At 40.9% G+C, this 26267-nt stretch carries 22 protein-coding genes and 1 pseudogene; 12 read left to right on the top strand and 11 right to left on the bottom strand.

Annotation, left to right across the window (positions count from 1 at the left end):
• Window positions 1-2: 2 nt before the first annotated feature.
• Both K1T76_RS01030 and K1T76_RS01025 read left to right on the top strand, forming a co-directional pair.
• Window positions 3-1568, top strand: a complete 1566-nt coding sequence (locus K1T76_RS01030) for a sensor histidine kinase (RefSeq protein ID WP_230243870.1) — start codon at window positions 3-5, stop codon at window positions 1566-1568.
• A 73-nt stretch (window positions 1569-1641) separates the two neighbouring features.
• The gene (locus tag K1T76_RS01025) at window positions 1642-3075 is read left to right on the top strand and encodes a sigma-54-dependent transcriptional regulator (protein WP_230243868.1); all 1434 of its coding nucleotides are present in this window, start codon (window positions 1642-1644) and stop codon (window positions 3073-3075) included.
• 50 nt (window positions 3076-3125) lie between these two features.
• On the opposite strand, the gene K1T76_RS01020 is transcribed toward K1T76_RS01025, so the two are convergent.
• From K1T76_RS01020 to lptF, 4 genes are all read right to left on the bottom strand, one after another.
• Window positions 3126-4289, bottom strand: coding sequence for a S41 family peptidase (locus K1T76_RS01020; RefSeq protein ID WP_070154733.1), 1164 nt, complete (start codon window positions 4287-4289; stop codon window positions 3126-3128).
• A gap of 24 nt (window positions 4290-4313) precedes the next feature.
• Window positions 4314-5861 (bottom strand): 2,3-bisphosphoglycerate-independent phosphoglycerate mutase, encoded by a 1548-nt coding sequence (gene gpmI, locus K1T76_RS01015; RefSeq protein WP_230243866.1) that lies wholly within the window; start codon window positions 5859-5861, stop codon window positions 4314-4316.
• Window positions 5862-6005: 144 nt separating this feature from the next.
• A complete protein-coding gene (lptG, locus tag K1T76_RS01010; protein ID WP_019838144.1) occupies window positions 6006-7076 on the bottom strand; it encodes an LPS export ABC transporter permease LptG in 1071 nt (356 codons plus the stop codon).
• Window position 7077: 1 nt separating this feature from the next.
• Window positions 7078-8178, bottom strand: coding sequence for an LPS export ABC transporter permease LptF (lptF, locus tag K1T76_RS01005; protein ID WP_230243864.1), 1101 nt, complete (start codon window positions 8176-8178; stop codon window positions 7078-7080).
• A gap of 158 nt (window positions 8179-8336) precedes the next feature.
• On the opposite strand from lptF, the gene K1T76_RS01000 reads away from it, so the two are divergent.
• The 4 genes from K1T76_RS01000 (at window position 8337) to K1T76_RS00985 (ending at window position 11218) form a co-directional block, all read left to right on the top strand.
• A complete protein-coding gene (locus tag K1T76_RS01000; RefSeq protein WP_230245601.1) occupies window positions 8337-9785 on the top strand; it encodes a leucyl aminopeptidase in 1449 nt (482 codons plus the stop codon).
• Entirely contained in the window at window positions 9778-10188 is a 411-nt protein-coding gene (locus tag K1T76_RS00995; protein WP_230243863.1) for a DNA polymerase III subunit chi, read from the top strand. Before K1T76_RS01000 ends, K1T76_RS00995 begins: the two co-directional genes overlap by 8 nt.
• 47 nt (window positions 10189-10235) lie before the next feature.
• Window positions 10236-10856, top strand: coding sequence for a cell division protein BlhA (gene blhA / locus K1T76_RS00990; protein ID WP_019838147.1), 621 nt, complete (start codon window positions 10236-10238; stop codon window positions 10854-10856).
• A 143-nt stretch (window positions 10857-10999) separates the two neighbouring features.
• On the top strand, window positions 11000-11218 hold the full coding sequence (locus K1T76_RS00985) for a hypothetical protein (RefSeq protein ID WP_026438238.1): 219 nt from the start codon (window positions 11000-11002) through the stop codon (window positions 11216-11218).
• Window positions 11219-11326: 108 nt separating this feature from the next.
• Here K1T76_RS00985 and K1T76_RS00980 read toward each other — a convergent pair whose 3' ends face one another.
• From K1T76_RS00980 to glnK, 7 genes are all read right to left on the bottom strand, one after another.
• Window positions 11327-11872: a VTT domain-containing protein gene (locus K1T76_RS00980; RefSeq protein WP_019838149.1), complete on the bottom strand. Its 546-nt coding sequence runs from the start codon at window positions 11870-11872 to the stop codon at window positions 11327-11329.
• Window positions 11873-11995: 123 nt separating this feature from the next.
• A complete protein-coding gene (locus tag K1T76_RS00975; protein ID WP_230243861.1) occupies window positions 11996-12655 on the bottom strand; it encodes a riboflavin synthase in 660 nt (219 codons plus the stop codon).
• Window positions 12656-12689: 34 nt separating this feature from the next.
• Window positions 12690-13982: a DNA adenine methylase gene (locus tag K1T76_RS00970; RefSeq protein ID WP_178318305.1), complete on the bottom strand. Its 1293-nt coding sequence runs from the start codon at window positions 13980-13982 to the stop codon at window positions 12690-12692.
• On the bottom strand, window positions 13979-15082 hold the full coding sequence (gene ribD / locus K1T76_RS00965) for a bifunctional diaminohydroxyphosphoribosylaminopyrimidine deaminase/5-amino-6-(5-phosphoribosylamino)uracil reductase RibD (RefSeq protein ID WP_230245600.1): 1104 nt from the start codon (window positions 15080-15082) through the stop codon (window positions 13979-13981). Before ribD ends, K1T76_RS00970 begins: the two co-directional genes overlap by 4 nt.
• A gap of 36 nt (window positions 15083-15118) precedes the next feature.
• Window positions 15119-15577, bottom strand: a complete 459-nt coding sequence (gene nrdR, locus K1T76_RS00960; RefSeq protein WP_179991343.1) for a transcriptional regulator NrdR — start codon at window positions 15575-15577, stop codon at window positions 15119-15121.
• 139 nt (window positions 15578-15716) lie between these two features.
• Window positions 15717-17123: an ammonium transporter gene (locus tag K1T76_RS00955; RefSeq protein WP_230243859.1), complete on the bottom strand. Its 1407-nt coding sequence runs from the start codon at window positions 17121-17123 to the stop codon at window positions 15717-15719.
• Between the two features lie 62 nt (window positions 17124-17185).
• Window positions 17186-17524: a P-II family nitrogen regulator gene (gene glnK, locus K1T76_RS00950; RefSeq protein WP_004650081.1), complete on the bottom strand. Its 339-nt coding sequence runs from the start codon at window positions 17522-17524 to the stop codon at window positions 17186-17188.
• A gap of 276 nt (window positions 17525-17800) precedes the next feature.
• On the opposite strand from glnK, the gene K1T76_RS00945 reads away from it, so the two are divergent.
• From K1T76_RS00945 to K1T76_RS00920, 6 genes and pseudogenes are all read left to right on the top strand, one after another.
• Entirely contained in the window at window positions 17801-18028 is a 228-nt protein-coding gene (locus K1T76_RS00945) for an accessory factor UbiK family protein (protein WP_019838153.1), read from the top strand.
• A 72-nt stretch (window positions 18029-18100) separates the two neighbouring features.
• Window positions 18101-18946: pseudogene (locus tag K1T76_RS00940) on the top strand (YifB family Mg chelatase-like AAA ATPase); the annotation flags it as partial.
• A 108-nt stretch (window positions 18947-19054) separates the two neighbouring features.
• Entirely contained in the window at window positions 19055-20890 is a 1836-nt protein-coding gene (locus K1T76_RS00935; RefSeq protein ID WP_230243857.1) for a hypothetical protein, read from the top strand.
• A gap of 346 nt (window positions 20891-21236) precedes the next feature.
• Window positions 21237-21458, top strand: a complete 222-nt coding sequence (locus tag K1T76_RS00930) for a DUF6471 domain-containing protein (protein ID WP_268259873.1) — start codon at window positions 21237-21239, stop codon at window positions 21456-21458.
• Window positions 21459-21489: 31 nt separating this feature from the next.
• The gene (locus tag K1T76_RS00925; protein ID WP_230243856.1) at window positions 21490-23265 is read left to right on the top strand and encodes a site-specific DNA-methyltransferase; all 1776 of its coding nucleotides are present in this window, start codon (window positions 21490-21492) and stop codon (window positions 23263-23265) included.
• Complete coding sequence (locus tag K1T76_RS00920; RefSeq protein ID WP_230243855.1) at window positions 23258-26095, top strand: DEAD/DEAH box helicase family protein; 2838 nt, start codon at window positions 23258-23260, stop codon at window positions 26093-26095. The genes K1T76_RS00925 and K1T76_RS00920 overlap by 8 nt, the downstream gene beginning before the upstream one ends.
• Window positions 26096-26267: the final 172 nt, after the last annotated feature.

Below are 26267 nucleotides of genomic sequence, written 5' to 3'. Positions count from 1 at the left end.
ATATGCCAGAATTAAAACAATATTCTGAGTTAAATCAGTATCATCTTGGCATGTGGTATGGTACTTACCGAATGCTGATTGCCTTTTGTTTGCTGCTGATTACCCTACTCACCTTTCAGCAGCTTGGCACACAATATCAGTACCCAGGTTTATATCTGTACACCTTGGTTTGTTATTTTATTTTTAACTGCTTGCAACTGATCAGCTATAAATCCATCCCCTTTAAAATCACGCAACAACTGACCCTATTTTTTGCTGTTGATATTATCGCGCTGAGTAGCCTGACTTTTGCCAGTGATGGACCCAATTTATATTTAAGCCTACTGTTTGTGATCACGATTTTTGCGGCTTCACTCTTGCTGCAAAAGCGTAAAGCCTTAGCAATCACTCTAATCGCGATGATTATGGTGATTTATCAACACTTTGTTGGGAGTTTGCTGGACTTTTCATCACTCAATAATATTAGTCAAAGTGCGCTTTTGGCATTTTTATTTGGGGTGGTTTATGGCAGTGGACGTATTGCTGTACGACGTTTCCAACTTTTGGAGAATCTAAACTTTTCACAGTCTTTGGAATTAAACCGCCTACAAAATATCAACCGTTATATTTTAGAACAAACCGAAATGGGCTATTTGGTTTTAGACGAAAATTGCCATGTCGTCCTTAGCAACCCTGCCGCCTGTCATCTGCTCGGAATTCATCACAAATATGCACACGCGACTTATCCATTGTATAAAATTCAGCCCGATTTATTTGATCTGTTCAAATTTGATCAGTTGCAAGATGGAGAAAAGTTTCAATTCGAATCGCAACTGAGTCATTTTCATGTGCACATTCAGGTCCAAAAACTCAAAGTGCCACATCAAACGCTGACTTTATTGGTGCTGCAGGATGGACGTAAAATTAATCAACAAGTACAGCAACTCAAACTAGCCGCCTTAGGGCAACTCTCTGCCAGTATTGCGCATGAAATTCGCAATCCTTTGGCAGCCATTGTACAAGCCAACAATTTATTTACAGGCAGTGATGCTGCACAGCAACAATTGCTGTCCGACATGATCAGCAAACAAGCGACACGAATTGATAAAATTATTCATGACACGCTGAGCATGGTTAAAAACAAACAAACTACGCCTGTCGCGATTCAGCTCAATCAGTTTTTGCCGCAATTCATTCAGGAAGATTTACCTGATGCAGCGAGTCAAATTCAACTTACACTGACCGAACAACTGAGCATTCTGTTTGATGAATCACAATTACGCCAAGTGCTGATTAACCTGATTCGTAATGCTATTCGACACAATGCTGCACAGCAGCCCATTGAGATTACGGTCTATCCGGAAGCAACTTATATTTATATAGATGTGCGGGATTTTGGTGCAGGTGTCGCCAGTCAAGATCTCCTCTATCTATTCCAGCCATTTTTCAGTACCGAAATCAATGGAACTGGTTTAGGATTGTATCTATCGCATAGTTTTTGCGAGGCCAATCAAGCCAAGCTGAGCTATGTAGAACAAGAACAAGGCGCATGTTTCAGGATGAAATGTCTACGCGCCATTGGCCATTGAATAAACACGATTGATATTGGGTCAATCATGTTGCTATGGATTTGATTTAATTTTGTGTGGTTTTGGGGAAAATATGCACGCTGTTCAACCTTTGGTTTTATTGGTAGATGACGAAGAAGACCTTTGTACCCTCATGCAAATGACTTTGGCACGTATGGGTATTCAAACCCATGTCGCGTATCGTTTAGCAAAAGCCAAGCAGTTATTGGCAGAACATCAGTACGATGCTTGCTTAACCGACTTAAACCTGCCCGATGGCAATGGCTTACAACTGGTTGAATGGATTACCGAACAATATCCAAATGTGCCTGTTGCTGTATTGACCGCTTACGGCAATATGGATATTGCGATTGCTGCGTTAAAAGCGGGTGCATTTGACTTTGTCAGTAAGCCTGTCAATCAAATACATTTACAGCAACTCCTTGAAAAAGCACTGAACAAACCGTTCGACACCACCGATCATCACAGCCAAGATCAGCTCGAATATAAAATGTTGATTGGGCAGTCTTTGCCTATCCAGCAATTACGCAGTACCATCAAAAAAATTGCGCGCTCGCAAGCGCCTGTGTTTATTACAGGCGAATCGGGTACGGGAAAGGAAGTTGTAGCCAATTTGGTTCACCGCTTAAGCAACCGCAACGAAGGACCATTTATTGCAATTAACTGCGGCGCGATTCCCACCGAACTCATGGAAAGCGAGTTATTTGGACACAAAAAAGGCAGCTTTACAGGCGCGACTCAAGACAAACAAGGTCTGATTCAATCTGCACATGGCGGCAGCTTATTTTTAGACGAAATTGCCGAACTGCCACTGAGCATGCAAGTCAAACTGCTGCGTGCCGTTCAGGAAAAGCGCATCCGTCCTGTGGGTTCAGACAGCGAAATTGATGTTGATTTTCGGGTGATCAGTGCCAGTCATCAGGACTTAGAAAGTTTAGTTCAGCAAGGACGTTTCCGTCAGGATTTATTCTTCCGAATTCACGTGATGGATTTGGTCTTGCCTGCCCTGCGTGAACGTGGACAAGATATTCTATTATTGGCAGACCACTTCATTCAAAAAGTTGCGCAAGAATGGGGTATTCCTGCCAAACAACTGACGCCACGCGCCCAGCAATTTTTATTAGAGCAATACTATCCGGGCAATGTGCGTGAATTACGCAATATAATTGAACGTGCCATTACCCTGAGTGATGAGGATGTTATTGATCTCAAACACTTACAAACTGCACCCTTACGCCAATTCAGCATAAGCAATACAGCAACAACTGAACCACAGCCTGTAGCAGAAATCTCGCAGCAGATCGTGACAGATGTTTTGTTGACAGGGCGTAAACTGCCTGAAGAAGGCTTAGAGGCCTATTTGGAAAAAGTGGAAAAAGACATTTTACTGAACGCACTGCACCTGACCCACTGGAATCGTACCTTGGCGGCAAAAAAATTGGGCATGTCTTTCCGTTCTTTGCGTTATCGTCTGAAAAAATTTGGATTAGATACTGAAGATGAGTAAACGCTAAACAATGAAGACTGTCTAAAAATGCGTTTTTACTCCGACTGGGCTTAACGACGGCTCAACAGTAAATCTGCCACATGCTCAAGATAAGCCTCTTCTTTCATTTCAGGACTTTGAATATATTGCTGATTCGGATGAATCCCGACCCCTTCAATCATCTGTTCACGTGGTGTGTAATAATGCGAAACTGTCATTTGTAAGGCAGCACCATCGCTGAGTGGAAACAGCTTTTGCACCACCCCTTTGCCATAACTTTTTTCGCCCATTACCCACGCTCGTGAATGGTCTTTTAAAGCAGCCGTAAAGACTTCAGCAGCAGATGCAGAGCGATGATTAATCAACACACCGACTTTTAAATTTTGAAATTCAAAACTTGGTAATGCCTGAAATTGTTGATCGCCTTCAGAACGACTTTTGGTCGATACAATCACACCCTGATTTAAAAATAAATCGGCAGATTCCACCGCAGCAGACAGTAAGCCGCCTGGGTTATTGCGCAGGTCAATCAAGACAGCTTTTAAGCGTGGCGTGCTATGTTCTTCAATTAAGCGTTTGATTTCATTGGCGGTATCTTGCTGAAACACACGTACTTTTAACAGCAAGACCTGATTAGAAAGCATCTGTGCCTGAAGATCAGTTTCTACTTTTTTGTTGCGAACCAGCATAATTTCAGGCTGATTAACCGCACGTTGTACACTTACAGTCGATCCCACCGAACCTGTGAGTAGGTTATTGACCTGATCTGGACTCAGCTTTTTCAGTTCTTGGTTATCAATTTTAAAGAGGCTGTCGCCATTTTTCAGCCCTTGTTTAGCCGAGTCGGCATTGGTACTTAAATTTTGAATCACCCAGTGTTGCTGGGCAACATCATAGCGCAAACTAAAATCAACCGAGGCCAAATCGCCTTCGGTATATTGTAAAAGCTGTTTATATTCTTCGGCAGTTAAATAGCGTGAATAACGATCTAAACCGCTCACCAAGCCACGAATGGCTTGCTGAAACAAGGCATCATCACTTTTTTCAGTCACATAGTTGTCTTTGACAATGCCATAGATTTGCACAAATTCCTGTATTGACTCTACAGGCACATCGACATAGTCCTGTTGTAGTGTAGGGCCATCCAACTCCAAATCTGGCGCAGCCCAAACACTCAAATGACTGGCACACAACACGCTTGCCAACACAACCGCATAAATTTTGTGAGCCGTCATTCCATCACCTACCTGTATCGAGGGTTATGCCTGTAGGCAAATTAAGTTACGACCTTGCATATCTGCAGGCACTGGCAATTGCATCAAATTTAATAAAGTTGGTGCAACATCTGCCAACACACCACCTTCTGCAATACTCGCCTGTGTTGGGCCGACATAAATGAATGGTACCAATTCAGTAGTGTGCTGAGTATGTACCTGACCACTGTCATAGTCTTGCATTTGCTCGACGTTACCATGGTCCGCGGTAATAATCATGTGACCTTGTTTTGCCATCACCGCTTCATAGACACGACCCAAGCAAGTATCTACTGCTTCAACCGCTTTGACGGCTGCATCAAAGACACCAGTATGACCCACCATATCGCCATTGGCATAGTTCACCACCAACAAGTCATATTCACCTGAGTTAATGGCTGCAACCAGTTCATCGGTTACTTCATAAGCGCTCATTTCAGGTTTTAAGTCATAGGTTGCCACGTTTGGCGATGGGATCAGGATACGTTTTTCACCTGGAAATTCATCTTCACGGCCGCCACTAAAGAAGAATGTCACGTGTGCATATTTTTCAGTTTCGGCAATACGCAATTGCGTTTTGCCCAAGTCTGATAAATATTCACCAATCGAGTTTTTCAAGTCTTCTGGCATATATGCCACTGGCGCAGCAATGCTGGCTTGATAACGGGTCAGCATCACAAATTTAGACAATTGCGGCACAACTTTACGTTCAAAACCAGCAAAGTCTTGTTCCACAAAAGCTTTGGTCAGTTCACGCGCACGGTCAGCACGGAAGTTCATAAACACCACGCTGTCGCCATCTTGTATTTTGGCAATTTCACCAATACGAGTGGCTTTAACGAACTCATCGCTTTCATCTGCTGCATAAGCCGCTGCCAAACCTTCAACTGCAGTTGCCGCAGTACGTACGGCCTCACCTTCGGTAAGTAAACGATACGCTTGTTCTACACGATCCCAACGGTTGTCACGATCCATCGCATAGTAACGACCAATCAGACTGGCAATGCGTCCCTGATTTGGATATTGTGCAAATAATGCGTCCAGTTTTTCCAAAGAAGGCTGCGCGCTTTTGGGTGGCGTATCACGGCCATCTAAAAAGGCATGTAGATAAACTTTTGCACCTCGTTTTAATGCCAATTCTGCCATCGCCACGATATGATCTTCATGCGAATGCACACCGCCTTCAGACAATAAACCTAGCAGATGCACTGCACCGTTAGCTGCTTTGGCTTTTTCTACCGCATCGATCAACACTTCATGTTCAAAGAAAGCGCCAGTACGAATGTCTTTGGTAATACGGGTAAAGTCTTGGTACAGAACACGTCCTGCACCCAAGTTCATGTGACCGACTTCAGAGTTACCCATTTGACCATCTGGCAAGCCCACATCTTCACCTGAACCAGAGATCAAACCATGCGGATGCTTTTCCTGCATAGCAGTCAAATTTGGTCGTTTCGCTGCTAAAAACGCGTTGTCTTCGACCGCTTCGCGATGACCCACACCATCCATAATCACCAATACGTGAGGGATTTTGCCAGCAGTTGCATCCGCCATAATCAATACTCTTTTTCGTCTACAAATTAATCATGCTATCTTAACGAATTTTGCGTCAAGACTCTATGTTCAGAAGATGGTTTCCGTCACTGATTCAGATAGGTTTACCCAATCTAACAGAAAAGCAGCAGCATCGGTGCGCACTTAACGCGCACGATGCAGTAAATAACCGCCGATGACAAACATTAGAATAATAGGGATAAACACGAACCACGCAGGTGATGGTGCATAGACCAAGCTCGCATAGCCCAAGAAATCTTGCAAATAAAAGAAGGTTAAGCCCACAAATAAGGCAATTACCAGCCGAAAACCCATGGATTGCTGGCGCAACGGCCCAAAAATAAAGGAGCAAGCAATCACCACCAAAGCAATGAGAGCAAAGGGCGCACCAAGTTTTTGCCAGAACGCGAGTTGGTAGGTTTTTGGCACTTGACTGTATTCATGCATATAACTCATGAAACTCACCAATTGACTTGGGGATAAATCTTCAGGATCAATAGTGACCATGTGCACATACTTAGGTTGCAATGCTAAAGCTAGTGCTTGCTGGCTATTTTTGGCTAAAGTAGCGTTACCCGCCTGCAAAATATCCATTTGTTCAGTTTGATTGAGCAACCAACTGCCATCTTTAACAAACTGTCCCTGATCTGCAGACAATGTGCCACGCAAGCGATAATGATCATCAAAATCGACCACTTGCACGTTTTTAAGCTGACCTTGGGCATTGGCATAGTCAATATAAATAAAACGATTACCTTCACGTGACCAATAGCCACGGACTTCGCCCAATTCCGCTACGCTGCGGTGACTTTTAACACTCTTGGCCTGTTCGTTGGTATACGGTATCACCCACTCACTGAGTACAAACGACAGAACGACCAGCACCAAAGCGGAACGAATGACCCATCCCACAATACGCCACAGACTGATTCCTGCAGAACGCATCACGATCAATTCACTGTTAGAGGCTAACGTACCCAAACCCAATACGGCACCAATCAGGGCTGAAATAGGCAAAATTTCATAGAGATAATTAGGCGCACCCCACAATACATACAGCAATGCCTGCCATGCACTATAGTTTTCATTGAGCGAGCCCAGTTCGCCCAAATAGCTAAATAACACCTGCAAACCCGATAAAATTGCGGTAGCACCAAACATCGCCAGTGCAGTGGTCTTGGTAACGTGTTTTGCAACTATACGACGTGCCAACATCTTAAGACCTCACTCGCTGAATTTGCTGCTTAATTTTAGGTGCCAATTTTTGTTTACGTGAGAACAAGGCTGCGGCAATGGTATAAGCCAACAACACCAACGGATAAGCAAGCATACCCATTTCTTGTTTGCTAACACGAGTTTTAACCGCCATGAGCGCCACAATCAAACTGGCAAAAATTAACAACGCAGGAAACAGTTTTAAATAACGTCCCTGACGCGGGCTAACTTCTGACAATGCCACGGCTAAAAATAACGCCACCACAATCGCAAAAGGCACAAAAATACGCCATCCCAGTTCACTTGCAACCACAGGGTCTGCACGGTTTTTCCACAGTTGCGAGGTGGTTAAGGCTTCTACTTCAGCACTTTCAAATTTGGCTTCTTTGTCATTTTCTAAACGTAAACGATAACTTTGGAATTCTGCCTGTGAATACTTGGCTGTGCCTGGAAAGATTTCATAACGACGCCCTCCAACCAAATCCACCACATTGGCAGGATCATTTTCCAATTCTACCCGTGTCGCTTCTTTTGCCAAAATCATCACATCGGGACGACCTGCTTTTTCTGCACGTTGATAAAAGAAAATATCTTTCAGGTTTTTACGGTCTTCGGATAGATCACCTGCGTAAATGGTATATGGCCCTGAAGAAATAAATTCTTTGGGTCGCACCAAGTCAAAACCTGTGCGTACCGCTTGACTGGTGGTCAGTGCTTCAAACTGACGCAGTCCCCACGGTGATGCCCACAGCATTAAAAAACCTTGGACGATCAAAAATCCTAGCGTCATTGGCACCAATAAACGTGCCAGTTGATGCCGACTCACGCCACTGCTGTTGAGCACTGCCATTTCATGATCGACATATAAACGACCAAATACCAGCATCAAACCAATAAAGAAACCCAAAGGTAAGATCAGCGTTAAAAATTCAGGCAAGCGATAGCCAATGATGCTGAATAAAATACTCGCATCCAAACGCCCTTGTGCCGCTACGCCAAAATACTTGATCAAGCGACCACCCATCATGATCAAAGTCAGTAAGGCAATCACAACCAAGGATGTCGACACAACTTGCTTGACCAAATAACGCCGAATAATCAAATTATTTCTTCCAAAATGTGAGGGAATCCAATTCGCGTTAGTTTACCTGAATGTTGAAAATATAAAACCTATCGCCTTGTTATACATTGAAACTCGACGCATAAAAATGTTTCAATGGTTGTATAGTTTGCACATCTAGATAGGCATAAAATCCAGTGATTAAATTTAGCTTAAGTCCATCATTCCAAGAACACAACGCGAGTGAATCTTTGTCAATTTTAGTGGCTGCAGAACATGTGCTACAAGCAACTGCCGCTTATCAAATCAAAGATTTAGACAGCATTATTCACGCAACACAATTTAAAGCAGGCTTCAATGAAAGTTTAAGTTTGCTGGCTAGCGTTGCCGAATGTGCCAATAGCAACTTGATCGGTTTGGGCAAAACTGAAGAATTACCAGCCGCAAAGCTGGCAAAAATTGCACAAAGCATTATCAAATCTTCACAAAAAAAATTTAAACAGATCAGCATTGACTTGTCTGCTCTGCCTAGCGAGTTACATTATGTATTTGCACTCAGCTTGACCCAAGCAGCCTATGCTTTTGATGAATATAAAAGCAAAAAGAATGAATTTCAGCTTGAACAGATCCACTTAATTGCCAAGGAAAGCTCACTGACTGCCGATCAGTTGCAGTTAATTGAAGCCATGCAATCGGGTCAAAACATGGCACGCGACTTGGGCAACCGTCCGGGCAATATTTGTTTCCCTGAATATTTGGCAGAACAAGCTCAAGCACTTGCGGCAGAATACCCAGATCTGCTCAAAGTCACCATTTTAGATGAAGCAGAAATGGCCGAATTGGGCATGGGTGCATTCCTTGCAGTCAGTCAGGGTTCAGACCGTCCTGGGCGCATCATTAGCCTTGAATACCAAGCGCAGCGTGATGAAGCCCCTGTGGTCTTAGTCGGTAAAGGGATTACTTTTGATACAGGCGGTATTTCACTCAAACCTGGCTTAGGCATGGATGAAATGAAATTTGATATGTGTGGTTCTGCCTCAGTCTTAGGCACCATGCGCGCACTGTGCGAAGCACGTTTGCCAATTCATGTGGTCGGCACCATTGCTGCGGCTGAAAATATGCCTTCTGGCAAAGCAACACGTCCGGGCGATATTGTGACCAGTATGAGCGGTCAAACCATCGAAATTTTAAATACCGATGCCGAAGGTCGTTTGGTACTGTGCGACACCCTTACCTATGTGAAACGCTTCAACCCTGCTTTGGTAATTGATATTGCGACGTTAACAGGCGCTTGCGTAGTTGCACTCGGTTCGGTACTCACAGGCATGTTTACCCCAGATGACCAACTTGCTGCGGAATTGGAGACTGCGGGACACACCGCATTTGACCGTGTATGGCGTATGCCCGTGATTGACGATTATCAAGAACAACTGGATTCACCATTTGCCGATATTGGCAATATTGGTGGGCCTAAAGCAGGCTCAGTGACTGCAGCATGCTTCTTGCAACGCTTTACCCGTGACTATCGCTGGGCACACTTAGATATTGCAGGCACTGCATGGAATTCAGGTACCAATAAAGGTGCAACAGGTCGTCCTGTACCATTATTGATGCAGTTCCTCGCACAACGTGCAGGCAATAATGGCTAAAGTAAGCTTTTATTTGTTTGAAAAAAGTCCAGAGCGGCAGGTGGAAAGCACTTGCCGCTTATGCCGCAAAATTTTGCGGCAACAGACCGCCCGCATTTGGCTGCATTGCCCTGACCCAGAGTTACAGCAAATATTGGATGAACATCTGTGGAGTTTTGATGCCAGTAGTTTTATTCCACATGGTATTAACCAAAAACAGGCTAGCGTATGTATTTCTGCCGATTTACCACAGCAATCGGACTGGATTGTATTTAATTTTAACAGTCAGGCACTTGAAGCCTATGCAAAATTTAGTCACATTATTGAGATTATTGAAAATCATGAAGAAGCAAAAGTGCTTGGACGTGAAAAATTCAAACAATATCGACGTTTGGGCATAGAACCACAGACGTTTAAGCTTTAATTTTAAAAATTTTAAAAAAAATATAGCTCGGAATAAGGAGAGATGCAGTGACTTTAAATGTCGGCTCAGATTTTAAACAGCGCTGGTTAACTGCGCCTCAGGCTGTGCGCCAGACATTTATGGATGATCTGCATCGAATTTGTGAGGTCTTGCAACCTGAAACACAATTACACCAGTGGATTGCAGAAGATCAGCGTGCTCAGCAACAATCACAGGAAAAAATTGAACAAGCCTATGCTGACCTAAAAGCACGTTTGATTGAAGAAGCACGCCAACGTCGCCAATTGGCACTTGAACTCAAATTAGAACAGCGTCGTGCAGAACAAGCCGCTTATGCTGCACAGTTACAACAAGATGAAGTACAACGCTTCGCAGAACAAACTCAAGTACTTGAGCTGATGCGTCAAAGTCTGGATCAGGAAATTTCAAACTATACGGCGCGTTATGAGCAAAATCCTGAATTACCTACAGTGACTTTTAACCAAGCCGCAACTGCAGTAAATGATGATAAAATTACCTCTGAACTTGAAAGTGTACGTTTGCGCTTAGAGCTAGAAGCCGAAACTCAAATTGAGCAGGCGGTCACGGTCTTTCGTGCGCGACTGCATGCCGCAGCTCAAGAAGAAATTGACTATATCTTAAAAAATTCAAGTTTTTCTAAAGAATAAATTTACTTTTACCCCCTATTCGCCCATAGCCTTAAATCAAGTGTCATCAAAATGAAATAATTTTGTCTCATGATTGTCATCCAGAAAAAGTTGAATTTTCAGCTTTTATCTTCTTTAATAACTTTGACAATCTCGGGTTTCAAATGGATATCTTGACGAAAATTTCAGGCAAAATCGACCATCTTAATACGGGCGAACAGTGCAGTATTCGTGCTCAGGATTTATGGATCAGTCGTGCAGATTTCCAATCATTAAGCATTTATTTGTCTAAAGAAGCGGAAAAGGGTAAGTTTTCAATTCAAACAAACGATACTTTTAGCTCGCGCTTAGGTGGTACAGAATTAATTGTCACCAAACACTAAAACTGAACCAGACCAAAAGTCCACACGGTGGGCTTTTTTGTGGTCGTCAATCAGTTTTTTTGAGTTATCGCTGTTGATTTAGAATAAGAAAATAGGAAACATTAGGAATTAAATCCAATCACCCAACCAAGACAAAATATTGCCCAAACCATAACCTATTGCCATTAAAGAAAAAACCCACACGGCAGCACCCACCACATTATAAAAACTAAAAGTCGCCAAAGGCATGTGCCCAGACCCTGCCGCAAATGGTGCAAATGAACGTACAAACGGTATAAAACGCGCCATTAAAATAGTTTTGCCACCATGTTTCATAAAATAATGGTTGGTTTTTACAATATATTCAGGTTTGAAATAACGTGAATGTTGATGGAAATACTTCACACCTAGAATTCGTCCAGTGTAATAGTTGACGCTATACCCCAAGACCGCAGCGACAAAAAGCAAAACCCCCATATAGTGCAAATGCACCACATCGGTGGTGGAACACAAGGCACCAATGGCGATCAGCAAACTATCGCCTGGTAAAAAAAACATAAACACGGAACCTGTTTCTGCAAAAATAATCAGAAACAAAATGGCATAAATCCACAGACCATAATTATCGAGTAATAATGGCAGCCAGTGTTCCAAATTCATTAAAAAATCAATCATCTACATTAAGCCAAAGGGGTGTTTATGATGAAAAAACTATCTATATCTCTTTAATTATCCCTAAAAACAAAAAAACAGTCTAATTTTTCAATCAGACTGTTTAAATTTCATTCGGCTCAGTGCTTATTTTAAAAAGCCATTTTCTGACAAGAATTCCATGCTAATTTTGGACTGCTGCGTTGTTTCTGCCGCTTTATCGCCCAAGAGCAAACGCTCAATATAACGTGCCAAGACATCCACTTCTAAATTGACCTTGCTACCAACTTTCCATGTGCCAATATTGGTACGCTCTGCCGTGTGCGGAATTAAATTCAGACTAATGACATTACCGCGTAAATGGTTAATGGTCAGGCTAATCCCATCAACTGTCACCGAACCCTTTTCTGCCAAGTATTTGGCAATTTCTGCAGGTGCAGTCACTTCATAGTAAATCGAACGTGCATCTTCACGTACCAGCGTAATTTCACCGACTGCATCAACATGCCCACTTACGATATGTCCACCAAAACGTGTGGTCGGTAACATGGCCTTTTCAACATTGACAGGCTGACCCACTTTCCATATGCCTAAAGTGGTACGGTTTAAACTTTCACGGGACACATCTGCGGCATACCAATTGTCGCCCCATTCAATCACAGTCAGGCAAATACCATTGGTGGCAATTGAATCCCCCAAATGCACATCCGACATATCCAAATCGGTCTGAATACGCAAACGTACATCACCGCCCACACTTTGCAGGCTTTCTACTTTACCTAAACTTTCAATAATGCCTGTAAACATAATCTTTTCTCTCATTCACTGAGGATTTGTGGATTTACCACAACGCCAATTGGGTACTCACACCTGAGGTATCTACACCACCCAATTCTGCAAAATGGTAGAGTTGCCCTAACAACTGGCGAATAGGTGGGCCTGACTTAGCATGCGTATCGGTAATCACAATAAATTCCAGTACGCGCGCACGCTCAGACTGACGCTGTTTACTCACGCGATAACGCGGAACATCTTGCGTCAATAACGTCACTCGACCGCGTTTTAAATTGGCTTGCAACAAGTCTGTGGCACTAATATTACCATCGGTAGAATAACTGGTCAGAATAAAACGTGCATTAATGGTGTCCAATAAGGTTTCATACGCCTCTTTGGCGTACTTAGATGAGTTGTATGGACTTGGGCGTTCTTTGCGCCATGCGCGGTCAATACCGCTTTTAAAGCCTTTGGTGTCTGGAGTTGGTAAATCAATCTGATCCCACAAAGTTAAGGCATTTAACACATGATAGTTACTGCTATAAGCATGTTGATTATACGGTGGGTCTAAATAAGCCACATCCACCTCAAAACCACTCATTTGATTGGCAAGATGCTGTGCATCGACACACCACATTTCTGCAGCAGGTTTATTCGGTTCGCCAATGTCACAAAAACGACTTGGAGTGAGCCACAATAATGATTCAATTCGTTCGAGTGCAGTTTGGGTTTTGCCGCCCCAGCCGTGGTGGAAGCTTTTAAACACCCCGCTGGTATTGCTGACAAAACTGGCAGAATAGAGTAAAGGTGCCAACAAGGCCGACATCTCAACATCATCAATTGCACCCTGCGCTTGCCACGTGGCAATTTGCTGACGAATCGCATCAATACGCATACCGTTACGACGTTTAAAAAATAAACGGTCACGGCTCGGGTCATAAATTTCGTCGTTACGTGGGCATAAGTTATGCGTTACCCAGCCTTTGACTTCAGGCAAGCGGTTCAAATAATCAATGGCTTTTTGATAGCCACCTAATTCTTTAAACGCAGGTGCTTCAGTGCAGGCCAAAATCGCATGGTTTAAGGCATGGCTGTACGGTTCCCAATCATTGGCAATCACTCGATAACCATTTTGGCGCGCCAAACGTGATACCACTCCTGAACCTGCAAAAAAATCGGCAAAAATTGGGGCACGACCATTTTTAGGATGCAGCGTTCCTGTCTGTTCAAGCGCTTCTAGAATCAGATGCAGCAAACGGCGTTTATTGCCCAAATAAGGCACTAACTGATGAAATAAATACTCATCAGTGGTGCGTGCCGCATGACGGCGTTTATGATAAACCGTTGACTCTGAACTCATAGTGTCTCTTGAGAAGGAATTAACCTAAGGCGCACGTCATCACCCAATTGAGTGACATCGTAAAGTTTAAATCGAAGTTGCTCTGACATCTGCTCAAATTCTGCATTAAACATGGTACGAGCCGAGCTCCCTAACAATGTAGGTGCCACATAGCTGATCACTTCATCTACCCAACCTTCCTGCAAGAAAGCAGTCGATAAGGTTGCTCCCGCTTCAATCAATACATCATAAATTTGATGTTGTTGTACCAATTGGGCAAGTAAGGTTGCTAAAGGCTGTACCGCCAATTGTATCACGCCTAAGGCTGCCAACTCTGCACGATATGGTCCCATCACCATCACCGTTTCAGGCTGCTGCAAAATTTGTGCGCTCAAAGGCAAACGGCCTTGGCGATCTAAAATAATCCGTTTGGGTTGTACCACGCTGTGAGTGTCATCTACACTCGCTAAGTGGCGTACATTAAGCAGACAGTCATCGGCCAGCACTGTGTCGATACCCGTTAATACTGCAGCAGAGATTGCCCGCCAATGCTGCACATCAGCACGGGCAGCTGTGCCAGTAATCCATTTAGATTCACCCGAAGCCATTGCCGTGCGACCATCCAAACTTGAAGCTACTTTTAAACGCACATAGGGCATGCCCGTAGCCATGGCTTTTAAAAAGCCTAAATTTAACTGACGCGCTTCAGCTTCTGCCACACCGACATCAACCTGAATACCCGCATCTTTTAAAATTTGAACGCCCTTACCTGCTACCAATGGATTTGGGTCTGGACAAGCGACTACCACTTTGACCACGCCTGCATCGACCAACGCTTTGGCACAAGGTGGAGTGCGTCCATAGTGCGCACACGGCTCCAAAGTTACATAGGCTGTTGCACCACGTGCCTGTTCACCCGCTTGACGCAAAGCAAACACTTCAGCATGCGGTTGTCCTGCACGCGGATGATGCCCTTCGCCCAACAATTGTGCATCTTTAACGATCACACAGCCGACATTTGGATTAGGTTTGGTGCTGTATTGCCCCAAACGTGCCAACTCAATCGCACGACGCATCCAAAAAAGATCATTGGGAGGTAAATTAGAAGTGAATTCAGTCATATTCAGATGTTGTCTGCTTTTTGCTGACATGAGGATTTATTGCTCACGTAACTGCATTTGTTCAATTTGACGACGAAACGCTTCGACATCCTGAAAGTCCTGATACACCGAAGCAAAACGCACATACGCCACGTGATCCAATGCAAATAAAGCCTGCATCACAATTTCACCAATGGTACGCGATTTCACATCACGCTCTCCCAAACGGCGAATTTGCAGTTGGATGTCACTAAGTACCGTTTCAATTTGCTCTTGGGTCACAGGACGTTTTTGCAAAGCGTGCATTAACGAACGACGCAACTTGGCTTCATCGAAAGGCTCACTTTTACCATCGGATTTAATTACCCGAGGCATGACCACTTCATAACTTTCAAAGGTGGTAAAGCGTTCACCACAGCCAATACACTCACGACGTCGGCGAATTTGGCAGCCTTCTGCCGCCAAACGTGAGTCAATCACTTTACTGTCTGCAGTGTTGCAAAATGGACAATGCATAGCGGTTTAATTGCACAAATTTAAATGAAAATGCAGTGTAGCAAAATTTCCAAACTTTGTAGAGTTTTACGCAACATATAGAAAAAAAACAGCCCCGAAGGGCTGTTTTACACAATATATTGATTATGTGCTGTCTGAATTATTCTACACGTTCACCATGTTGGCTTAAGTCGAGTCCCATACGCTCATCTTCTGCAGCCACACGAATACCAATTGTTAGATCAATTACTTTTAAGATGATGAAAGTCAGTATAGCTGAGTAAGCAATGGTCGCTAACACACCTTCAACTTGCACCCAAAGTTGGCTCATCAAGTTGCTTGGTGCAGCATCGCCCATAATAAACTCGCTGGCAAAGAAGGCGGTTAAAATTGCACCGACAATACCACCTACACCATGTAGTCCAAAGGCATCTAAAGAGTCATCGGCTTTCAGGGCGCGTTTTAAGGCAGTAATACCCCAGAAACATACGATACCACCAATTAAACCCATCGCTAATGCACCACCAACAGTCACAAAACCTGCTGCTGGAGTAATCACCACCAAACCTGCAACAGCACCCGATGCAGCACCTAATACCGAACCTTTACCACGTACCAGTTTTTCAACAACAAGCCATGCGATTGCTGCGGCTGCGGCTGCCACTTGAGTCACAACTAAGGCATAACCCGCTGCACCATTCGCGCCTAAAGCAGAACCACCATTGAAACCGAACCAGCCCACCCAAAGTAAACTCGCACCCAGTACAGTCAAAGTCAGGTTGTGCGGAGCCATAGATTCACGGCCCAAGCCCATACGTTTACCCAACATGTATGCAGCCACCAAACCTGCCACGCCTGAGTTGATGTGAACGACTGTACCGCCAGCAAAGTCGAGTGCGCCATCATTGCCTAACCAACCACCACCCCATACCCAGTGGGTAATTGGTGCATAGACCACGACCACCCAGATCGCGATAAAGGCAACAAAGGCACCAAACTTCATTCGTTCTGCAATTGAACCACTGATAATTGCCACAGTAATAATGGCAAAGGTCATTTGGAATATCACAAATAGAATTTCAGGAATACTGCCACTGAGCGCATCGGTACCAATGCCCGCCAGCATGACTTTGTCTAGACCACCAATAAAGGCATTACCTTCACCAAAAGCCAAACTATAGCCCACTGCCACCCAGGCAATACTGACCACGGCTGCTGCTACAAAGCTATAAGCCATAGTATTGAGTACATTTTTCTTACGTACCATACCACCATAAAACAGTGCCAAACCAGGAATGGTCATGAGTAAAACTAAAGCAGTCGAAACTAAAATCCAAGCGGTATCGCCTGTGTCTAATACAGCTTCTGGTTCAGCAGTTTCAGGCGTGCTGACTTCTGCTACAGCTGCAACTTCTGTTGCATTTGTTGTTTCGATAGGAGATGTTTCGACAGTGGTTACTGCCACATCTGAAGATGGAGTGGTGGCTATTGCGGCTTCTTCAGCCCAAGCAACAGAACCACCAAGAAGTGCGCCCGATAGACTCAGCGCGAGTAGCATTTTTTTCATTTGTGTCCCCCGACCTTTGTTTTTGTGAGTTATTAGGTACTCAGCAAACTTCATGCCATCTTTTAAACAGCGTCTGCACCCGTTTCACCTGTACGAATACGGATGACTTGTTCGAGGTTAGTCACAAAGATTTTGCCATCACCAATCTTGCCTGTACTAGCAACACGAGTGATTGACTCAATCACCGAATCGACCATTTCATCGCTAATTGCGATTTCGATTTTAACTTTAGGCAAGAAGTCAACGACGTATTCAGCACCACGATATAGTTCGGTATGACCTTTTTGGCGACCGAAGCCTTTGACTTCTGTTACGGTGATCCCTTGAACACCAATTTCAGATAATGCTTCACGCACATCATCTAACTTAAAGGGTTTTACAATTGCAGTTACGAGCTTCATGTGTGTTTTCCTTCGGCTTAATTCACCAGTAAGGTTTTATGTTCAAATTCCATGCCAAAGTTCTAAGGTCGGGGGAAATTAGAAACCCTGACATGAGTTTTCTTTATACCTTATTTTATACATTTATATGGTTTTGATCTTCAAAAAATAGACATATTTACTAGAAGATTTACGATTTTACTCATCGAATAAATCCATATTTCGTCTGAAATGCTATAGTCTATTCAAGACCAGTGCTACACTGCCTCCATTTTCTCCATCTTTGTGGAAACAACAATGATTGAAACTTTATTACAAGCCATTTTGGAACAAATTGAACAACCTAAAAAAGATTTAGAACATAATTTACGTGCTTTGCTCAATGAAGCGGTCACCAAAATGGATTTGGTCTCGCAAGATGAGCTAGACCGCCAACGGACTGCGCTCAATAATGCCAACTTACGTTTAAATGAATTGTTAAAACAGGTTGAAGTACTAGAACAGAAAATCCAACTCAAAAAATAAGCACCAATTGAGTGCTTAAGTACAAAAACCAAACATTATAAAAATAACGCACCAAAACGGATCATAATAAAAATGTCTTTTGCCAAAGTGTATACACGGGGGCTGCTCGGCTTGCACGCCCCTGCAATTGAAGTTGAAGTCCATCTAAGTCAAGGTTTACCTTCTTTAACCATTGTCGGTCTAGCCGAAGCTGCCGTACGTGAAAGTAAAGATCGGGTACGCTCTGCCATTATTAATAGTGGTTTTCAATTTCCGACTAAACGTCTGACCATTAATTTAGCGCCTGCCGACTTGCCCAAAGATGGGTCGCGTTTAGACTTAGCCATCGCCTTAGGTATTTTAATTGCATCGGGACAATTGCCCGAACAGAGCACTGACGGTTTAGAATTTATTGGAGAATTGGCTTTAGATGGTCAATTACGCCCCACCACAGGCACACTCAGTATTGCGATTGCCTGCCAACAGGCACAGCATCGTTTGGTTTTACCTGAACAAAACGCACAAGAAGCTGCACAACTGCCAGACTTTGAAGTCTTTGCCGCCACACATTTAAAACAAGTTTGCGAACATTTGGCACAAAGCCAGCTTTTAGATAAAGTCATCGCGACTGCACAGCCACAGTTATCACACTCCGCATTTGATTTGGTCGATGTGAAAGGCCAATTACGCCCACGACGTGCTTTGGAAATTGCAGCAGCAGGTGGACATTCATTGCTATTCAAAGGCCCACCCGGTACAGGTAAAACCTTATTGGCATCTCGGCTTTCCAGTATTTTACCGCCCTTAAATATGCAGGAAAATTTAGAAGTTGCCAGCATCTATTCTGTGGCGAATAGCCCGCATACGTTTGGACAGCGTCCCTTTCGTGCGCCGCACCATACCGCTTCTGCTGTGGCATTGGTCGGTGGAGGCTGTCATTTATAAAAATAAAAGCTAGTTTATAGAAATAGAAGCTAGTCAAATCCCAAAATATAGATTATTAATAACTCGTATCTACTTAAATTTTATTAAGGCTCATCTTTTGACATGATATCAATTGACTCATTTCCTAATGATTCTATAGAGCGAGTTGTCTACTTGTATAGTTGTTTAAAGTTAAATACAAGTTCTGAATCTGACAATATATTAGTAGAAATCCTCCTTGTTGAACTTGATCCCTCAAATTCAAACCGTTTAAAAATATCTAAAAATTCATACAACAAGTATGATGTTACTTTTCGAGATTTGGATACAGTACAAATTGGCTCAATATGGAAAGGACAAACACTGATAGAAAGTAGAAAATTTAATTTTAACAATTGCTTGAGAACAGTTGACTTTGAGTTTGACTTCTCAAGGAGTAAACCTAAAATTATTAGATTTGACGATAAAATTCCTAATTCAGAGGAATACTATTTATACAATAAAAAAATATTCATCCCTACAAATGAATATAATACCAATGTACCTCTTAGATATTATCCACTTTTAATGAGTAAATACTGTGTTTTAGATTCAAAAAATAATATCGAAGTGATTATAAATTGTATTCATGTATTACATGCATTTTACATTCCTGCAAGAAAGGACATTAGAGGTTATTTAATTAATGAAAATTATAGTATTTCACGCATTGTAAACTTATTCTTAGATCAATATGAAATTCAGCATGATGAAGATGGTTTTAAATTATTAGTTACAATGAAAAAAAATGTAGTTAAAACAATTGGAAAAGAAGCAATTACTCTATTAGCAAATTTAGCACTGAATAAAGAAACTCAAGAAAAGGTGCTGAATATTCGTAATTCATTAAATGATATAAGTTTAGATAAAAAAGGGAAACCCTATCCAACTAGATTCCCTAGTGTAATCCCTCCGCACTCAACTAAAATGAGTATTACCGCAGAGGGTATCTGGCTTGAAGATGAAAAGCGATTTTTAATTACACATATATCTAGAATTACTCCTATTGCTGACTATCCTGTAGTAGCCTATGCCCCTGTGACTGCAACTAATGAAGAATCTAAAATTATCGATGATGATGAAAAAACTCATCGGAAAAGTAGAAACAGAAAGAGTCCCAACAACACACGAATCAATACGCAGGAAGACCCATCACACAGCCGAGGTGAAAATAAAAAACAGACCGATATTTTTGTAGATTTTAGTGGATTTGATATCCAAATTATCGAAGAAGTAAGCGAAACTGAAACAACAGTACAACAACACATCGAAGCTCAAGATAATAATAGAAATAATAATGATGAATCATCAGGAAATCGTCATGGGAACAAAAAAAACAAACCTAGAAAATCTGAAAATACAGAAAAAAAACCTAAAAAATTAGAAGTAGATGAGCTTTCTCTTATATTTAATAGCTTAAAAAAAATGGAGAATCAAGACACCAATAAATTAACTAAAGTGTCTTGTATCGATCAGATAGGAAAAACTTCAGATAATTTTTCAATTTTACAAATAAAACCGATTGTAGAATTTCCCATCCATAATACTTGGATCAATAATAAAGTTGGAAGGTCATTAATGCTTCTAAAGCTAGAATTAATGGATTATCACGATCATCTCTATCTTCTGGATATTAAAAAAAATAATAAAAATGAAAATTATTGTTTTTTCTTATTTACAACCAAAGAACCCCTTAATGAAAAAAATATAAAAATAATTAGTGAAGCAATTGAGAAAAAAAAAGGAACAAAAAAATGGTTTAATGTTTGCGATGTCAAATTCAAAAAAATAAGAGCATTGAAGCACATGCATACAGTTCAATCTGATTGGATTAATAGTTTTAACAAAGTCTTGAATCAATTGGTGAAAAATAAAAAATTACCAAATTTGACAGCAAAGACAAAAGTTGATGCCAACTGATATACACAAAAAAGAAAATCAAAATATTTCAGTAACACTATCCCATATAGATCATGCTCCACGTTGAAGACAAATGGGGTATTCTCTGCTCTAACATACCCCCTTGAGCAACAAAAAAGCTTGTTCATGTGTGAGTTGCATAGTCTTACACATAGATAAAGTACGAGCTTTTACTGATAATAAAAAATATTGGTTAGATTATTTTTCACATAACCAACCACCACCAACTCAGTTTAGAAAAAATAAAAAACTTATAAAATCAAAAATTTAATATATTGAAATATGCTTAATCACCTAATATGATGATTAAAAATTTTTTCCAATAGACTGTGTCATTTATCTTTTTTTGGAGTCAAACTCTGAATGGAAAGAATACGCTACTGGTTTAATTAAGACAGAAATTGCCCGCAAAAATCTCACTTTGGTTAATGTGGCGCAGAAGCTTCAAGTAATGGGAATATCCGAAACACCACAGAACATTAGCAATAAGATTAATCGAGGTACATTTGGGGCTATTTTTATGCTTCAAATACTCAAAGTACTTGATTGTAAAGAGCTTCGACTTTAATACTTAATAAAATTTAAATAGGAATTTATTTATGTCTGACAACTCACTCAAAAAAGGTCGATACACACGATATAGTAATAAAATTGGTCTTTATTCAACAAGCGGAGACAGAACGGGTTTCTTAAACAACAATGATGATGTAATACTCCATTTCCCATTTAAGGATGCTGTTCTTGAAGCAGGGATGAATAAAGAAGATTCAGGGCGAGAGGAACGCTTTTTACATCAAGAAATTGATGGTAAGGATATTGATACTTTATTTGAGCCAAAAGTATTAACAAACTTTGAATACATTTCAAAACACAGTACCTCAAAAGAACAAATTGATTTTTTTGATGAACAAGGCAACTTGCAAGAAAACTTGTTGATAAAGGGTAATAATTTACTAGCTTTGCATTCTATAAGTGAGCGTTTAGCAGGAAGCATTAAGCTAATTTACATAGACCCGCCCTACAACACGGAAAGTGATAGCTTTAAGTATAACGATAGCTTCAACCATTCCTCATGGCTGGTATTCATGAGAAATCGACTGGAAGAAGCAAAAAGATTACTTAAAGATGACGGATTTATTTGCTGTCAGATTAATGACGATGAGCAAGCTTATTTGAAAGTTCTAATGGATGAGATTTTTGGTCGAGAAAACTATCTAACCACTCTGTATATTCGCGTGCGTTATGCCGAAAAAACACTAAAATCAGACATGGATTTTCATAAAGAAATTGAACAAATTCATATTTATAGAAAATCACCGTTAGCAAAACCAATCTTAGATGGTAAAGAATCAGGTTTGGATAAATATTGCTACTACTTCAAAGAATTAAGTGCAGGAAAAGTGATTGAGCTTGGTGGCAAGAAAGTTGAAGTTTTTAATAAAGATCAATATGTAATTGAACAACGTGAAGCATCTGAATTTGGACTCAAGGAAATTTGGGCATCAGGCACAATTTTAGACGGCAACTCATCGGGTCGTTTTTTCAGAGATTATCTCACAGGTCGCAGTCAAATTGATGGGCTTGGGGCAATGTATAAAGTTTATGGTATTGGTGATGATCGTTTTGATCACCGATACTTTACGGGTGCTAAAAGAGAGAATGCAACCAAAGGGAAATACTATCAAGGAGTCCCTCTAGACCAATTGAACAATCCTCAAACCACCAAAACCACACCTATGCCAAGTTTTTATGATTTAGCAGGAAGCTTTGGCAATTGTCGCCTAGAAGGGGATGCTGACTTTAGAAGCGGTAAAAAACCCGAAGCTTTATTAAACATTATTCTCAAACACTTCTCTGAAGAAAACGACATCGTTCTTGATTACCACTTAGGTTCAGGCACAACGTGTGCTGTAGCTCATAAAATGGGCCGAAGATGGATTGGTGTTGAGCAGATGGATTACATTGAAGATATTTCCAAGGTTCGCTTAAAGAAAGTTGTTGAAGGTGATCAGAGTGGAATCTCTAAAGCTATTAATTGGCAAGGAGGGGGTTCGTTTGTTTATTTCGAGCTTAAAAAATACAACCAATATTTTGTAGACAAAATTATGGCAGCCAAAAGCAAAGGTGAGCTAGATGACGTTTACACCGAAATGGCAAAAAATGCTTTCTTGAAGTTTTGGTTTGATAAAGATGAATTTGAAAAAGACGAAAACTTCCGTTCACTAGATTTAGATCAACGTAAAGAATTATTGATTGGCATTTTGGATGAAAACCAACTTTATCTGAATCACGCAGATATGCGTGATAGCCGTTACCAAGTCACAAATGAAGAAATGGCTTTAACCGATTTATTCTATGGGGCGAATAATGACTAAGAATGCAAAAACCAAAGTCAAAGATACGCTAGACAGATTCTTATTCAATGAAATTGCATCGGATGAAGAATACCAAAAATGGGCTGAAGATTATCAACTACCATCTTATATCACCGATAATCTTTCAAAAAAATTGCGTGATTATCAGGAAGAAGCTGTAAAGCACTTCATTTGGCTTTTTGAGCGAGATCCAAGTAAAGCTAAACATCTGCTTTTTAATCATGCAACAGGGACAGGTAAGACGCTAACTATGGCTGCCGTTGTCTTGTACCTCTACGAAAAAGGCCATAGAAATTTTGTTTTTTTAGTGCATCAATTGCAAATTAAAAATCAGGCGGTAAAAAACTTCACTGATTATAAGTTTGCTAAATACTTGTTTAATCCTAAAGGGGTTAAATTAAACGGTAAAACCATTAATATTCGTGCGATTGATCGTTTTCAGGATGCTCAGGAAGACGCTATTAACTTTATGTTTTTCAGTACCGCACTTTTATACAATCGCTTGACTGAGGATAAGGAAAACAGCCTAACCGCTCAGGATTTTATAGAGAATAAAGTGGTTGTTATTGCCGATGAAGCTCATCGCTTAAACGTGGATACACGTAAAAAATTAAAGAAAACAGACGAAGAAGATATTCGTAATTGGGAAACGGCTGTTCAGTCAGCAATTGGTGCGCGAAAAGATAATCTTTTGTTGGAATTTACAGCAACGGTTGATCTAGAGAATCCACTCATTCACAGTAAATACCGTGACAAGTTGGTTCATCGCTATGAATTCCTGCAATTCAATAAAGATGGATACAGTAAGGAAGTCGGTTTTCTCTATAACGATGAAACACAGATTGAAGATCAAAAACGGTTATTGGTCATTAATGCTGTAGTAATGAGCGAGTATCGTAGATTACTGGCTGAACGAGAAATGAATGTTCAGATTAATCCGATTATTTTGGTTAAATCAACAAAGATTGCTAAAAGTGAGGAAGATCGTGAATTTTTCCATAAGGTCGTTAACTCCTTAAAAGTGGAAGATCTAGATCATTTAAGAAACTTAATTTCAAACACGCAACAATCTCCCGAGGAAGAAGATCGAAACCGATTTATCTCGCAGATGTTTAGTTGGATTGGTTCTAATAAATCAGGATTGGCTACCGCCAAAGAACCTAATGGCTTAAATAGGTTCATTGCTTACATCAAAGAGAATTTCCGCGAAGATAACAGCATGACGTATAACAGCCAGAAAAAAGAGAAGGCTGACTTACTTCCTCTGCTTGATAGCCCAAGAAACGTGATTCGAGCAATTTTCTCTGTCAATGCGCTTAATGAAGGGTGGGACGTACTCAGCCTATATGACATCATTCATTTTGATATTTCTGAAAGCAAAAAAGTATCCTTACAAGATATTCAACTTATTGGTCGTGGTGCAAGATTGTGTCCATATAAGCTACCAAAAGCTTATAAGATTCCTCAAAGTGGAGGGTTGTTTGATGAGGAACATAGCTATGAATTTGATCCATTTAAACGTAAATTCGATAATGCACCGTATGTGTATGGGCGAATTTTAGAAACCTTCTTCTATCATTTTGTTAAAACAGGTACGTTCTTAGATAACCTTCAATACGCCTTACTTGATGAAGGGATCGTCAATAAAAGTATGGAAAAACGGACAATCAAGCTCAAGTCTGAATTTCTTAATAGTGAAACCTACAAAAAAGGTTTTGTGCTGGTTAACAAACAACTATACCGATCAAAAACAACTGACACCGAAATTGATGCAACTTTTAAAAAAGAAATCAAAGCTAGTGTCTACCGACTTTATACAAGAGGCCTAACTGATGCTGAACAAAACAAAGTTCAGGCAGGCATCCGATACAAAACTATTCATCTAACCGAAGATTATTTCTCACCGCTGATTATACGCAAGGCGTTAATGTCAGCAGAAAATAACTTCTTCCGTTTCAATAATCTGAAAAATCATATCGTTGGGATACAGAGCATTGATGAATTAATAGAAAAATACCTCCCTTTGTATGAGATTAAATATGCATATTCAGAAGGGAAAGATATTGATCAACTTGAAGCCCATGAAAAACTGCAATTATTGATTGGTGTAATTCTGCCCGAAGTGCGTAAAGCCATAGATCGGCACATGCCACAAATTACAGGAAGTCATATATTTAGACCAAAATCACTATCATCCATCTTTCAGCAAGAAAAGAATATCTACCTAGTTTCATTCCCTGTCCAAGATTTAAATGGTGAAACAAGTGATTATGCACCTGATGAACGAGCCAAACCACAATCAGACCATGACGATCCTGATCTACGATTTGATATTCATACTGCAGACTGGTATGCCTATAGTGAAAACTACGGAACAAGTGAAGAAAAACGCTTTGTTAAGTTTATTGCGACCCAAATTAATGAATTGAAATCACGTTACAAAGGAGCGGAGATTTACTTGATTCGCAACGAACTCGATTATTGGCTATTTAGTCCTAAAGATGGTCGCAGATTCAGCCCTGACTACATGCTGATCATTAATGATGCTGAAAATGGTGAAATGTACTATCAATGCTTAATTGAGCCTAAAGGCGGTCATTTGCTTGAAAAAGATGCTTGGAAAGAGGAAGTTTTGATTAGTCTAGCCGATGAGTGTGAAATTACTTTTGACACAGATCACGATGACACTCAAAACTATGTGGATTTCGTAAATGAAGTCAAAGAGCATGATTATAAAGAGGTAAAATGTTTAGGCTTTAAATTCTACAATAGCGAATCTAGTCATGAATCAGATTTTGCTATTGATTTTAAGACAAGAATGCCGAGTTAACCTCGGCTTTTCTTATAACTGACTGACTATAATTCTTTTATTCGGTTTCTACATAATATCATAAATATTATTAAAATATTGAATCCTGTATCAATAACACACATTTCAATAAGTTTTTAATAAAATACTTAGACCTTAAAAACATTATTAAAAAAATAAAAATTTAATTTTA

Origin of the sequence: Acinetobacter sp. PW68, from assembly GCF_020982655.1 — a bacterium.
Classification (GTDB): domain Bacteria; phylum Pseudomonadota; class Gammaproteobacteria; order Pseudomonadales; family Moraxellaceae; genus Acinetobacter; species Acinetobacter towneri_A.
Note: the sequence above shows the minus strand (reverse complement) of the source record. Positions and strands in the feature narration are given on the sequence as shown.

Excerpts from the sequence above, each read along its gene's own strand:
- K1T76_RS01030 (WP_230243870.1), top strand. The coding sequence starts at position 3 with ATGCCAGAATTAAAACAATATTCTGAGTTAAATCAGTATCATCTTGGC.
- K1T76_RS01025 (WP_230243868.1), top strand. The coding sequence starts at position 1,642 with ATGCACGCTGTTCAACCTTTGGTTTTATTGGTAGATGACGAAGAAGAC.
- K1T76_RS01020 (WP_070154733.1), bottom strand. The coding sequence starts at position 4,289 with ATGACGGCTCACAAAATTTATGCGGTTGTGTTGGCAAGCGTGTTGTGT.
- gpmI (WP_230243866.1), bottom strand. The coding sequence starts at position 5,861 with ATGGCGGATGCAACTGCTGGCAAAATCCCTCACGTATTGGTGATTATG.
- lptG (WP_019838144.1), bottom strand. The coding sequence starts at position 7,076 with ATGTTGGCACGTCGTATAGTTGCAAAACACGTTACCAAGACCACTGCA.
- K1T76_RS00995 (WP_230243863.1), top strand. The coding sequence starts at position 9,778 with ATGGCTAAAGTAAGCTTTTATTTGTTTGAAAAAAGTCCAGAGCGGCAG.
- K1T76_RS00985 (WP_026438238.1), top strand. The coding sequence starts at position 11,000 with ATGGATATCTTGACGAAAATTTCAGGCAAAATCGACCATCTTAATACG.
- K1T76_RS00980 (WP_019838149.1), bottom strand. The coding sequence starts at position 11,872 with ATGATTGATTTTTTAATGAATTTGGAACACTGGCTGCCATTATTACTC.
- K1T76_RS00975 (WP_230243861.1), bottom strand. The coding sequence starts at position 12,655 with ATGTTTACAGGCATTATTGAAAGTTTAGGTAAAGTAGAAAGCCTGCAA.
- K1T76_RS00970 (WP_178318305.1), bottom strand. The coding sequence starts at position 13,982 with ATGAGTTCAGAGTCAACGGTTTATCATAAACGCCGTCATGCGGCACGC.
- ribD (WP_230245600.1), bottom strand. The coding sequence starts at position 15,082 with ATGACTGAATTCACTTCTAATTTACCTCCCAATGATCTTTTTTGGATG.
- nrdR (WP_179991343.1), bottom strand. The coding sequence starts at position 15,577 with ATGCATTGTCCATTTTGCAACACTGCAGACAGTAAAGTGATTGACTCA.
- K1T76_RS00955 (WP_230243859.1), bottom strand. The coding sequence starts at position 17,123 with ATGAAAAAAATGCTACTCGCGCTGAGTCTATCGGGCGCACTTCTTGGT.
- glnK (WP_004650081.1), bottom strand. The coding sequence starts at position 17,524 with ATGAAGCTCGTAACTGCAATTGTAAAACCCTTTAAGTTAGATGATGTG.
- K1T76_RS00945 (WP_019838153.1), top strand. The coding sequence starts at position 17,801 with ATGATTGAAACTTTATTACAAGCCATTTTGGAACAAATTGAACAACCT.
- K1T76_RS00935 (WP_230243857.1), top strand. The coding sequence starts at position 19,055 with ATGATATCAATTGACTCATTTCCTAATGATTCTATAGAGCGAGTTGTC.
- K1T76_RS00925 (WP_230243856.1), top strand. The coding sequence starts at position 21,490 with ATGTCTGACAACTCACTCAAAAAAGGTCGATACACACGATATAGTAAT.
- K1T76_RS00920 (WP_230243855.1), top strand. The coding sequence starts at position 23,258 with ATGACTAAGAATGCAAAAACCAAAGTCAAAGATACGCTAGACAGATTC.